This is a genomic window from Pseudovibrio sp. Alg231-02 (assembly GCF_900143565.1).
GTDB lineage: Bacteria > Pseudomonadota > Alphaproteobacteria > Rhizobiales > Stappiaceae > Pseudovibrio.
This window is the reverse complement of the sequence record NZ_FREX01000001.1, coordinates 651,266-663,743: the sequence shown is the minus strand read 5'-3', so window position 1 is coordinate 663,743 and position 12,478 is coordinate 651,266. Positions and strand designations below refer to the sequence as shown.

Below are 12,478 nucleotides of genomic sequence, written 5' to 3'. Positions count from 1 at the left end.
AATTCACCCGAATCACATTCATTTGAATCTATCCGAATCAACTTGTCCAGAGTCTCGACACAAAAAAATGGTTAACGGCAGCTCTTTTTGCTGCCGTTAATTTTCATAGGACTCTCAGAGACTTCGCTGGGTGCAAAGTAGACTGTCTTAGTCTAGACACAGCTCAACTATTTCTTTGACATCAGTAGAGAGTTGCTGATCAGCTGCAAGAATTCGCTTCAAAGCGGCCTCTGCCTTTACTCTGCGTTCCGCATTCATATTCTTCCAGGAGCCAAAGCTTTTGACCATTCTGGAAGCAACCTGAGGGTTAATCTTGTCCAATTGCAACGTGATTTCAGCAAGATAATCATATCCTGAACCATCAGCCGCATGGAAACCTCTTGTATTGCCACCTAGGAAGCCACCAATGAGCGCGTAGATACGATTTGGATTATCCCAAGAAAATGCCGGATGTTCTGTAAGAGTACGTAGGGCGCCAATCGTGTCTTTGCTCGGCGCGCTGGCCGCGACACCCAGCCATTTATCCATGGCAAGAGCAGTGTCCTTGTGGCGTTCCTCAAAGGAAGCCATTGCTTCTTGCGCCCCTGCCAGCTTGAACTTGACCAGGCAGTTCAAGGCGCTGATCCGGTCCGTCATGTTATCAGCAGCATCAAAATGTGCCTTAGCCAGAGTAGCGCTGCCTTCACCATTGCTTGCCGCTAAGTAGGACAAACAACGCAGCTTCAGCGCACGCTTGCCAGCTGAAAGAGCATCCGGGCTAAACGTTGCTGGCATCTCCAAAGCATCATAGATACGCTTGAAGGTGTCATAGAGTGCAACGCCGATCTCTTTGGAGAACGCATCACGGGCATCACCGATCGCATCAGTATCGACGTCTTTGCCGATTTCAAGTGCGATTGCCTGCTCGCTAGGCAGCATCAGGCCAAAACCACGGAACGCGTGGTCAAGGTTCTCATCCTCTGCCATGTGACCGAGCGCCTCAATAAAGGCGTCCTTGCCTGTCGGCTCTGCACCATTGATCAGCTCAATAAGCAGATCGGTCATCAACGTCTGAGCAGCCTGCCAGCGATTGAACGGGTCAATGTCATGGCGCATCAGGAAGATCTGACCTTCACGGGACAGACCTGTTTCCAACTTAACTGGAGCCGAGAATTCACGCAGAAGGGAAGGAACTGGCCTACTGCCAATACCATGGAAGACAACGGTTTGTTTGTTGCCGCTCAGACACAGCAAGTCGCCATCGACTTGAGCACCTTCGGCACTGGAATAGACGAGATCATCTCCATTCGGGCCAACCAGGCCAAAGCGAATTGGAATGAAGAATGGCTTCTTTTGGTCTTGTCCAGGTGTTGGAGCATTAATCTGTTCCAGCTCCAGAGTGAAAGTCTTTGCAGCTTCGTCGTAAGAACTTTTTGCTTTCACAACTGGTGTGCCGGACTGGTGGTACCACAGGCTGAAGTGAGACAAATCGATCTTGGTCGCATCCTCAAAGCATTTGAGGAAGTCCTCAATGGTTGAGGCATCACCATCATGTCGCTCGAAGTAAAGATCCATCCCTTTTCTGAAGTTGTCTGCACCAAGAATTGTCTTGATCATACGAACCAGCTCAGCGCCTTTGTCATAGACAGTCGCCGTATAGAAGTTGTTGATCTCTTTGTATTCTGTCGGGCGCACTGGATGCGAAAGAGGTCCCTGATCCTCAGGGAACTGACGGGATTTCAGGCGGATCACATCAGCAATACGCTTCACAGGGCGGGAACGTTCATCAGAAGAAAACTCCTGATCGCGGAATACAGTGAGACCCTCCTTCAGGCAAAGTTGGAACCATTCGCGGCAGGTGATACGGTTGCCAGTCCAGTTGTGGAAGTATTCATGGGCAACAACAGTCTCAATACCCTCGTAGTCTGTGTCGGTCGCTGTGTCACTATCCGCCAGAATGAACTTGTCATTGAAAATGTTGAGGCCCTTGTTCTCCATCGCACCCATGTTGAATGCAGAAACAGCAACAATGTTGAACACTTCAAGGTCATACTCGCGGCCAAATACTTTCTCGTCCCACCGCATGGAGCGGATCAGGCTGTCCATGGACCAGTCTGCGCGGTCCTCATTGCCTTTCTCGACAAAGATGTTCAGATCGACTGGTGTGCCAGAAGCTGTCGTATACTTTTCTGAAATGCAGGCAAGATCGCCAGCAACAAGCGCAAACAGATAAGCTGGCTTCGGGTGTGGATCATGCCACACGGCAAAGTGACGGTCAGTGCCTTCAATGTCACCTGCGTCCTGCGGATTGCCATTACCAAGCAAAATCGGATTGGTCGCTTTGTCTGCTTCAATGCGGGTCGTGAATACTGAAAGCACATCCGGGCGGTCATAGTAGTAAGTGATCCGGCGGAAGCCCTCTGCCTCACATTGAGTGCAGTAGATGCCCTGAGAAAGGTAAAGCCCTTCCAGCTTGGTGTTCGTGGTTGGGTTCACCTTGGTGATAACTTCCAACTGGAAGCGCTCAGCAGGTGGTGCATGAACCGTCAGCTTGTCTGCAGAGGCTTCTAAAGCGTCTTCTGCCAATAGCACGCCATCAATAGCAGCTGAAATAAGTGTAAGCTCGTCGCCATCCAACTCAAGTGGAGCGCCGTCTTCGGTGCCATCACGCTTGGAAATGGTAAGGGTGGAGATAACTTCGGTTGCTTCTGGTAGAAGTTTGAAGATAAGAGAAACACTCTCAATGACGTAGGGTGTCTCTGTGTAGTCTTGCAGTCTAATGAGCTGAGCAGTTTCAGATCGCATACCTGTTCTCCCAAGAAGTGTTAAAGCAGCTTGATCACCCCTTGGCGCAGCGCTTCCAAATTTTTATGTAGATCGGCGGTACCGTTGAAAACGGTTCCGGTCAAATGCAGGGAATGAAAACCTCATCACTTTTGCACCCAAAAATCAAATTATCAAGCAAGGGAAGGACTGGAAGGAGATCATGACAGATCCTCGTAAGCACTATCCCGAAAAAACAGGTAGCACTGAGCCCCTGAAACAGATCTATACAAAAAGGCTGAGGTTGCTTCCGTGACAGCTCCCCTGGAAAACATAAAAGTATTGGAACTGGCGCGCATTCTGGCAGGCCCATGGATTGGACAAACCCTTTCTGATTTGGGTGCCGATGTCATCAAGGTGGAAAGCCCGCGCGGTGATGATACCCGGACCTGGGGACCTCCGTTTGTCGAAGAAGAGGGCGGAAGCAAAAGCGCAGCCTACTTCCATGCCTGCAATCGCGGCAAACGCTCCATAACTGCTGACTTCTCAAAGCAGGAAGATCTTGAGTTGATTTATGATCTGGTGCGTCAAAGTGATGTGCTGATCGAAAACTTCAAAGTTGGCGGGCTAGCCAAGTTTGGCCTCGACTATGATAGCCTCAAGAAGATCAATCCGAAGCTGATCTATTGTTCCGTGACTGGTTTTGGTCAGAATGGCCCTTATGCCCATCGCGCTGGATACGATTTTATGATCCAAGGCATGGGCGGTATTATGGATCTGACTGGTTCGCAAGGCGGCGAGCCACAAAAGGTAGGCGTTGCTTTTGCTGATATCTTCACGGGCCTATACGGGGTCATAGGTATTCAGGCAGCTCTGCGCCGCCGTGACCTGACCGGTGAAGGCGAATGGATCGATATGGCTTTGCTGGATGCTCAGGTCGGTGTTTTGGCCAATCAGGCGATGAATTATCTAAGCAGCGGCAATGTCCCTAGCCGTATGGGTAACGCTCATCCAAACATCGTTCCATATCAAGTTTTTGAAGTGAAGGATGGTCATCTCATTGTGGCTGTTGGCAACGACACTCAGTTTGCGAACTTCTGCAAGATTCTTGGGCAGGAAGAACTGTCTGAGGACGAGCGCTATGCCACCAACCCGTCTCGTGTGAAGCACCGCGAGGAATTAACAGAAAAGCTTCAGGCTCTCGTGCTGAACTTCAATCGGGATGAACTCCTGTCAAAAATGGAAGAACGCGGCGTTCCGGCAGGTCCGATCAATACAGTTGCTGATGTTTTGCAGGATCCGCAAATTGAACACCGGCAAATGAAAGTCAACTTGCCAACAACATCTAAGCATCAAGGCGAGCAAACCTATGTCCGTACGCCAATTCGGTTTACTAATTCTAAGCTGAAACTGGAGAAGGGTGCACCAGCTCTCGATGAGCATAGAAATGAGATATTGAGAGAATTAGGCAAAGAAGCAGTAGAATAAAGACTAGCGACACCATGTGCAGGAAGGCAGTTTGACCCTCGGTCCTGGGAGTGGTTTAACGGGCTGGCATTCCTCACACAGGTGGGTCACGGTTTGAAGCTTTGGAATAGGATCAGGCGTAAAGCAATCGGCATACGGCGGTGCTATTACAAGTTGTCATTGACGTGGTTGGTGAGCCTAACCTTCGTGACTGTTGTGACCTTGTGCGGCGGTATTGTGCTGTACATGTCTGTTCATACCAATCTGAAGAATACCCGAAGCTTGATCGAAAAAGCGTCGATCATGTCCACCGAGGCAATCAACAATGCCTTGAGTGCCTATATGACCCCGGCATTCTCCTCGGTACATGCAATCAAAGTTTATGCGGAAGAACAGCCAACGGCGCAAAATGCGATCTTTCGTGCCCGCCAGACGTTTCGTGGCGTGTTGTTCGGGGTGAAAAGTGTCGAAGGCTTGGTGTTGTCACTGCCCAATGGAACAGTCTGGGGCTTGCGTCACGCCGAAAACCGGCAAGATCTGATCCCATTCCAGCCTGAACAAGATCTGTTTGAATTCTCCAGAATGCAAAGCATCGATGCGCAAACTGCTGAAGACCCATTCTGGGGGGACTTCTACGCATCTGGTGAAGACCCATTTGCAACGGCGACAAGCGCTATCAAGTTTGATGGAGAGACGATCGGCTACGTTTCCGCAATTATCACGATGAAGGGTGTTGGCTCGGTCCTCGCCTCTTCAAAAGAAGATGGAATTGGAAACGAAGTAGACGAAGAGGATGTCACTCGCTTTATCCTGACTGACAAAAATCGGGTGCTCGCGTATTCCTCTCCAACCAATGAGCTGCAACAGCACAATCTGCTGGCGCATGTCACAGAGTTTGGAGATCCCGTTCTTGCAAAGTTTGAGGGCAGTAAAGCACAACCCTTTAGTCAGCGCGCGCGCAAACGAGGCGTTGAACTGCATTTGATTTACGATGGCGAGGACATGTATGTTCTTGTTTTACAAAAGCTTGTTTCACCAGATGGCGAGGTCTACTACGTCGGTGAGTATCAGTTGGCAAACTCGCGTTATGATGAGTTTACTCGTCTGATTAACTCGGTCTTTGCTGGCGTGGCTGTTGTGTTCCTGTCCGCACTTGTCGCGATCTTCTTCGCGCGTCGTCTGTCATCTCCATTGAAAGGCATTGCTGCGCGCGCTCAAAAGTTTGGGGCTCTGGAGTTTGAGCACCTTGAACCACTACCACGCAGTCATATTCGAGAAGTAGATCAGATTACGTCTGCAATGAATGCCAGCACCAGCGGCTTACAAGCCATGAGCCGGTATATCCCAAAGTCACTCTATTCCAAGTTGATGGCTATGGGGATCGACCGTGCAGCCAAAGCGAAAGAAGCTGAACTGACGATCCTGTTTACGGACATTGAAGGTTTCACGTCGATCTCCGAACACAGAAGCGCTGGCGAAGTGGCTGGACTGCTCAATGATCACTTCAAACTGCTTGTGTCTGCTGTGGAGGCTCATCAGGGGACTGTCGATAAGTTCGTCGGTGACGGCATGCTCGCATTCTGGGGTGCTCCAAACGAGATGGAAGACCATGCCCGATGCGCAATCTCTGCTGCAGAAGATATGGTCAGCGCCATCCAGCAAGCCAATGCAGTTACACCCGAAAATGCTTTGAATGTACGGATTGCCATTCACACAGGCCCAGTAATTGTTGGTAATGTAGGGGCGGTCGAACGTTGGAACTACACCATTGTCGGCGATGCCGTGAATGTGTGCAGTCGCCTGCAAAGCCTGGGTGGCACCATCTCCTCCGTTAAAGGAGCATGTGTGGTGTTGAGCGGTGAAACTGTTGAGAGAGCAGGGCGACCCGATAACGTAACCCATCGCGGTAGCCATGACATTCGTGGACGGAAGGGCAAAGTCGAGGTTTGGCAACTCAACTCGACCATATGCGACGACTGATAATCCCGGCATTGTCTTCTAGTTTAATTTAAGTGTGCCACGTAACCCAACCTCATTGAAAGAAAGCCCTGTTCTAGTGTGAAAGCCGCGAAAGGCTTTCTCGCGTGCGCTAGCAACAGACCAGTGAGGAAGGGACGCACGTGAACCTGCTTGACGTCAAAGGGTTGTCGGTAGAGTTTCATGGAGACGAAGGGCATCACCAAGTTGTCCGCGATGTGTCTTTTAGTGTCCCGGAAAACAAATGCGTCGCTTTGGTTGGTGAGTCAGGGTCTGGCAAGACCGTGATCTCCAGGGCGGTTATGGGGATCCTTCCTGCAAAATCTCGCATCACATCAGGTCAAATTTTATTTCGGGACAATCGCAAAAACGGTGAGAAAGTAGACATTGCAAAACTGCCTCCGGCTGGTCCTGCCATGCGCGCCATTCGCGGCGATCAGATTGCAATGATCTTTCAAGAGCCCATGGTCTCGCTCTCACCACTGCACACCATTGGAGATCAGATCAGCGAAGCAGCAAAACTGCACCGCTTTGTTGGCACTAAAGAAGCCCAGGAACTGACCAAGGATATGTTGCGTCTGGTTCATTTCCCCGAGCCTGAGCGCGCAATCCGTGCCTATCCATTTGAGCTCTCTGGCGGCTTACGGCAACGCGCACTCATAGCCATGGCGATGATCTGCCGCCCCACGCTTCTTATCGCAGATGAGCCGACAACCGCGCTGGATGTTACCATTCAGGCCGAAATTCTGAAGTTGATTAAGGAAGTACAAGCTGAACTGAACATGACACTGCTCATGATTACGCATGATTTTGGTGTAGTCACAAACATGGCTGATGAGGTTGTCGTGGTCTACAACGGTGAGGTCATGGAAAAGGGTAGTGTTGAAGACCTGTTCCTGACCCCGCAGCACCCTTATCTGAAAGCGCTGCTCAACGCGGTTCCTTCGCTTTCTATGGAGCCGGATGAACGCCTTGTTCCAATCCGCCCAATCAAACCCCGCACGCATCATTCTGACTTTCAGCCAAGTCCGGTTGGCAAAGCTCACGCATTCCGTGGAACGCCGCTCATTGAGCTGGAAGGCGTTTGTAAGAACTTCACATTCAAGAACCTGCGCGGCAAAAAACGCAGAGGCATGACAACCGCACTCGACAATGTATCTTTGACGGTCCGTAGAGGTGAATGCCTTGGTATTGTTGGAGAGTCAGGTTCCGGAAAAACCACAGCCGCGCTTGCTATGCTGCGAGCTTTTCCTTTGACGCGTGGCAAAATCTCCTACACCACTGAGGACGGCGCACGCGATATTCAGGGTTTTTCTGAAAAAGAGCTCTTCCAATACCGTAAACGGGCTCAGATTATCTTTCAGGACCCGTTCTCTTCGTTAAACCCACGCCGAACACTCAACGAGATCCTGCAGGAGCCGCTCGTCATACACCGTATGGGTGACAGCCTCAGTCAAGGAGCGCGCATCCGGGAACTGATTGATCTTGTCGGCTTGTCGCCAAGATATCTGCGTCGTTACCCGCACTCCTTCTCCGGAGGCCAAAGACAACGTATCGGGATCGCAAGAGCTCTGGCGCTAAACCCGGAGTTTTTGATTTGTGATGAACCAACATCAGCGCTTGATGTCTCCGTTCAGGCACAGATCTTGAACCTTCTCAAAGACCTCAAAGATGAGTTGGGCCTGACCTATGTTTTCGTCAGCCACAACCTTGCTGTGGTTGACTACATTTCTGATCGCATAGCGGTCATGTGCAAGGGCAAGGTTGTCGAAGTCGGACCAACGCGGCAGATCATAGATAATCCGATCCATCCCTATACGCGTACACTTCTCAAAGCAGTGCCAGAACCCTCTTTGGACCACAAACTGGATTTTTCATCTCTGGCAGGAACCGCAAGCTCAGACCCGACACAATGGCCTTCGCCCTACCGGATGCGCTACTCAACCGTACCGTATTTGGTTGAGATTGAGACAGATCATTGGGTATGTGCTCCGGGAATGGAAAGTATGCGCGATATCGTGGGTTTAGGGGGGAGCCATATATGAGAAAACTTGGCCTCCTCACAACGGTTGTTATGCTCATCAGCCTCGCAGTGCCCACGGTCTCGGCAGCTCTGGTCCTGAAGGAAACTCCGGGAATTCCGCCGGGCCTGCCATCTATCGTAGATCGTGTTCCCAATGAACCACTTGTGACCTACCCTGATGATATTGGCCGCGTAATCGGAGTGCAGGGTGGTGCGCTGCATACGCTCATTTCGCGGCCTAAAGACGTGCGTCTGATCAATGTGTGGGGCTATGCAAGGCTGGTTGGGTACAATGAAAACCTCGAGTTAAATCCAGACATTTTGGAGAGTGTAGATAATCACTATGACAAGATCTTCACTCTAAATCTGCGTGAAGGCCATAAATGGTCTGATGGCAGTTCCTTTAATGCAGAAGACTTTCGGTTCTGGTTTGAAGATGTCGCCCTAAACGAGGAGCTGAACCCCATCGGCCTGCCAGGGTTCATGCTGGTGGATGGTGAAGGTCCTGAGTTCTCAGTTATTGATGAGACGACGGTTCGTTTTGAGTGGCATGAGCCAAATCCTCTGTTCCTGCAGGAACTTGCAAAAGCACGCCCGCCGTTCATTTACCGGCCAGCTGCTTACATGAAGCAGTTCCATGAAGAGTATGGAAATCCGGAATTTATCAGGCAGATCGCTCGTATTGAGAAAGTGCGCGGGTGGGCACCTTTGTTCAACCGCATGGACGACATGTACGGCGCATCCAATCCGCATATCCCCACATTGCAGCCATGGGTGCCACGAAACACTTCGGGGGATCGCAGGGCAGTTATGGAGCGTAATCCGTTCTTCCATCGCGTGGACAGTGCAGGCCAGCAACTTCCCTATATCGACCGCATAATTATGGATGTGGTGGATGGTAAACTTATTCCGGCAAAGGCGCTGGCTGGTGAAAGTGATTTGCAGGCACGTGGACTTGGGTTCTCTGATATTTCCGTTCTTAAACGTGGTGAACAGACACAGGATTATGACACCCGTCTCTGGCTCAACTCCAAGGGATCTGAAATTTCAATCCTGCCCAACCTCAGCGTCAAAGATCCAACATGGCGCAAACTCATGCAGGACCGCAGATTTCGCCATGCGCTCTCGTTGGGCATCGATCGTGAGCTCATAAACAAAGTACTTTATTTTGGTTTGGGGAGAGCCGGCAACGATACGGTTCTCAACATTTCTCCGTTGTATCAGCCAGACTTTCAAACGGCTTGGGCGGAATTTAATCCAGACCTTGCTAATCAGTTGCTGGATGATATTGGACTGACAGATAGGCGAGGAGACGGCGTACGCTTGCTGGAAGACGGACGCCCGCTGCAACTCATTATTGAGACCACAGGCGAGAGTGCTGAACAGGATGATGCGCTGGAGCTTGTTGCAGAAACGTGGAAGGAAATTGGTGTTTCTGCTTTTATCCGCCCAAGCCAGCGCGACACGATCCGGGCTCGCGCGCTCTCTGGCACTTTGATGATGTCTGTCTGGTCCGGTTTTGAAAACGGTGTACCAACAGCAGATATGCCGCCGATAGATTATGCTCCCACGCGCGAAGATTTTCTCTCATGGGCTCCATGGGGCAACTACTATGAGAGTGATGGACACGCAGGTGTTAAACCTGACTGGCCTCCGGCAATTCGCTTGATTGAGCTCTTTGATCAATGGCTGGTGAGCAGTAGTTTTGAAGAGCGGGACATGATTTGGGAGCAAATCCTGCAGATTCACGCAGATGAAACAATTCATATCGGTCTGGTCAATGCTGTCCGGCAGCCAGTGGTTGTTAAGGGGCTTTTGAATGTACCTGAAATGGGCATTTATGGATGGGATCCCGGTGCTCAGTTCGGCATCCACCGCATGGATCTCTTCTTTTTTGAAGACCTCTTACCGGATGAAGACGATCTCCCTCATTGATTTTTTCACTTGCCTTAAGCGCGGGCTAATAGGGCTTCTCAAACCTGATTAGATTTTCTCAGAGAAAGCCAAGAGAGCTCCTTTAGACTTCTCCCACGAGTGGTGTGAGAAAAGAAAGGGAAGCGGGTGCTCAATTACATCCTGCGGCGGCTGTTGGTGATGATACCAACGCTTGCTGCCATCAGTTTCCTGGTTTTCTTCATCATTGAATTGCCGGAAGGGGACTACATCTCCAACCAGATCTCCATGCTCCGCTCAACCGGAGAAAGTGCTTCCATTGGCAGACTGGAGTTTCTGCGCAAAGAGTTCGCTCTTGATAGGCCGTTTGTGGAGCGTTACGGAATTTGGGTGGGGCTCTGGCCCGGACCCAATGGGTTTGATGGACTAATTCAGGGCAATTGGGGCTGGTCCTTTGAGTATGACCAGCCAGTCGGTGAAGTGGTTGGCCCAACATTACCGCTTACAGTTGCGCTCAACCTTGCTACGATCCTTTTCATTTACTGCGTTGCCTTTCCCATCGGCATTTACTCCGCGACACATCAGTATTCGTTAGGAGATTACACCTTCACACTTATTGGGTATCTCGGTCTAGCGACCCCTAACTTCTTATTGGCATTGGTTTTAATGTATCTGGCCAACAGCTGGTTTGGACTGACGGTAGGGGGCATTATGGAGGAGCACTACATTGGCGAACCCTTGAGCGGCGGTAAAGCCCTGTCTATTGTGGCACATCTTATTGTTCCGGTGATTGTCATCGGAACATCCGGCACAGCCGCCATGATCCGCCGATTACGCGCGAACCTGCTGGATGAGATCTATAAGCAATACGTCACGACCGCTCGTTCAAAGGGAATGCGAGAAAGTAAACTCCTCGTCAAATATCCCCTTCGTGTCGCTCTCAACCCATTCATAGCAGATATAGGCAATCTAATTCCCTCGCTTGTGTCAGGCTCGGTTATTGTTTCTGTCGTCCTCAACCTTCCCACCGTCGGTCCTGTCCTTCTTGGAGCGCTTCAATCGCAGGATCAGTTCCTTGCAGGGTTTATCCTCCTCTTCGTCTCTATCCTCACATTGATTGGCATGTTGGTCTCTGATGTCTTGCTTGGTTATCTGGATCCACGAATTCGCCTTGGAAAAGAAGGGGCAAGACAATGAACCCGGGCAAACGTGGAGAGGACAAAGCAGAGCACTACGTCAACCCTAAGGGTTTTGACCCCAAGGATGTTGAGATCCTGACCCGAGAGCAGGAGAGATACTATCAGGCGCCACAATGGAAAATCATCTGGTGGAAGTTCCGCAAGCACAAGCTGGCCGTTATCTCAGCGATCATTCTCTTCTTCTTCTACCTATGCGTCCCTTTTGCAGAAATTATTGCACCTTATTCAGTGGCAAAGCGAAACGTAGATTTCCTCTTTGCTCCGCCACAAGCCATTCACCTGTTCCATGAAGGCAAGTTGATTGGACCCTTTGTGTATGGTCTGAACCCTTCAGTTGATCTGGAAAATTTGAAGTGGGTCTATGAAACAGACACCACAAAAGTTCAAAAGCTCCGGTTCTTTTGCAAAGGAGACCCCTACAAGTTCTGGGGCCTGTTTCCCGCAAGCCTTCACGTTATTTGCCCCGCTAAAGACGGGACGCTGTTTATTGCAGGAACGGACAGATTGGGGCGAGATCAATATTCAGGTCTCGTTTATGGAGCACGGCTGTCTCTCACCATTGGTCTTGTCGGGGTAAGCATATCCATGGTGCTTGGTGTCTTGCTCGGCGGACTTGCTGGTTTCTTCGGTGGGTGGATCGATAGCTCAATTCAACGCGTTATCGAAATTATGCGCTCATTGCCCGAACTCCCACTCTGGATGGCTTTATCTGCCGCCTTGCCGATAACATGGTCGCCAGTCTGGATTTACTTCGGCTTGACGGTCATTCTGGGCCTGTTGGACTGGCCGGGTTTGGCGCGCGCCGTCAGATCAAAATTGCTATCACTGCGAGAAGAAGAATATGCCAAGGCCGCAGCTCTGATGGGCGCTAGCCCAAGTCGTATTATCGTCAAACACTTGCTTCCCGGTTTCACAAGTCACCTTGTTGCATCAGCAACACTTTCTGTACCGGCGATGATACTTGGTGAAACGGCTCTGTCCTTCTTGAATCTCGGACTGAGGAGGCCCGCTGTATCCTGGGGTGTTCTTCTCAATGAAGCCCAGAATATCTCCGTCGTTACCATTTATCCGTGGTTGATGGCGCCGGTTATTCCGATCATCATTGTCGTGCTTGCCTTCAACTTCATGGGCGACGGGCTGCGCGATGCAGCTGATCCGTATAAGTAGCTGGAGCCTC

At 50.6% G+C, this 12,478-nt stretch carries 7 protein-coding genes; 6 read left to right on the top strand and 1 reads right to left on the bottom strand.

Annotation, left to right across the window (positions count from 1 at the left end; genetic code table 11):
• Positions 1-147: 147 nt before the first annotated feature.
• Positions 148-2,784 carry an aminopeptidase N gene (pepN, locus tag DHN43_RS02780; protein WP_108817661.1) on the bottom strand — a complete coding sequence of 879 codons (2,637 nt, stop codon included), beginning with the start codon at positions 2,782-2,784 and terminating at the stop codon, positions 148-150.
• 270 nt (positions 2,785-3,054) lie between these two features.
• Between pepN and DHN43_RS02775 the strand changes: the two genes are divergently transcribed.
• The 6 genes from DHN43_RS02775 (at position 3,055) to DHN43_RS02750 (ending at position 12,468) form a co-directional block, all read left to right on the top strand.
• Positions 3,055-4,230: a CaiB/BaiF CoA transferase family protein gene (locus DHN43_RS02775; protein ID WP_108817660.1), complete on the top strand. Its 1,176-nt coding sequence runs from the start codon at positions 3,055-3,057 to the stop codon at positions 4,228-4,230.
• A 186-nt stretch (positions 4,231-4,416) separates the two neighbouring features.
• Positions 4,417-6,189, top strand: coding sequence for an adenylate/guanylate cyclase domain-containing protein (locus tag DHN43_RS02770; protein ID WP_208994796.1), 1,773 nt, complete (start codon positions 4,417-4,419; stop codon positions 6,187-6,189).
• Between the two features lie 140 nt (positions 6,190-6,329).
• Positions 6,330-8,231 carry an ABC transporter ATP-binding protein gene (locus DHN43_RS02765; protein ID WP_108817658.1) on the top strand — a complete coding sequence of 634 codons (1,902 nt, stop codon included), beginning with the start codon at positions 6,330-6,332 and terminating at the stop codon, positions 8,229-8,231.
• Positions 8,228-10,144, top strand: coding sequence for an ABC transporter substrate-binding protein (locus DHN43_RS02760; RefSeq protein WP_108817657.1), 1,917 nt, complete (start codon positions 8,228-8,230; stop codon positions 10,142-10,144). Before DHN43_RS02765 ends, DHN43_RS02760 begins: the two co-directional genes overlap by 4 nt.
• Positions 10,145-10,270: 126 nt before the next feature.
• Positions 10,271-11,299, top strand: coding sequence for an ABC transporter permease (locus tag DHN43_RS02755; protein ID WP_108817656.1), 1,029 nt, complete (start codon positions 10,271-10,273; stop codon positions 11,297-11,299).
• Positions 11,296-12,468, top strand: a complete 1,173-nt coding sequence (locus DHN43_RS02750; RefSeq protein ID WP_108817655.1) for an ABC transporter permease — start codon at positions 11,296-11,298, stop codon at positions 12,466-12,468. The genes DHN43_RS02755 and DHN43_RS02750 overlap by 4 nt, the downstream gene beginning before the upstream one ends.
• Positions 12,469-12,478 lie beyond the last annotated feature (10 nt).